1 protein-coding gene is annotated in these 443 nt (G+C 64.6%); it reads left to right on the top strand.

Annotated elements, in window-relative coordinates:
* The coding region (locus EOA22_RS39460; protein ID WP_348629535.1) for a type VI secretion system-associated FHA domain protein at positions 1 to 443 on the top strand (443 nt) is incomplete at both ends.

Below are 443 nucleotides of genomic sequence, written 5' to 3'. Positions count from 1 at the left end.
TTTCGGACCAGCCGCCACGCTCAGTTCGGCGAACGGCGCCAGTTCGATCGAACAGCGCGAGCGCATCGCCCAGCGATCCCAATCAGCCAATCCCTGGGATTTGCCGGTGCAGCCCGCAGCTACCCCTGCTTCACCACGTGTGGGTGCTGCTCCCAAAGCCGCCCCGGCGCTGGCTGCGGCGCGGCCGGAGGAGATGGCGCTTCGCGCCGCATTCCTGCATGGCATGGGTGTCGAGGAAGCCGATTTCCCCGGACGCGACAGCATCGCGGAAATGGAGAAGTTCGGTCGCGAATACCGGATGATGATGGAAGGCCTGATGCAGCTTCTGCGCAAGCGGGCCGAGGAAAAGGGAAACGCGCGCGTCGCGCAGACCATGGTCGGGGCCTCCGAAGTCAATCCGCTCAAGTTCCTGCCGACCGTCGACGACGCCATCATAACGCTTA

Origin of the sequence: Mesorhizobium sp. M7A.F.Ca.US.014.04.1.1 (genome assembly GCF_003998745.1) — a bacterium.
In the GTDB taxonomy this organism is placed as follows: Bacteria; Pseudomonadota; Alphaproteobacteria; order Rhizobiales; family Rhizobiaceae; genus Mesorhizobium; species Mesorhizobium ciceri.
This window is presented reverse-complemented; position numbering and strand designations above follow the sequence as displayed.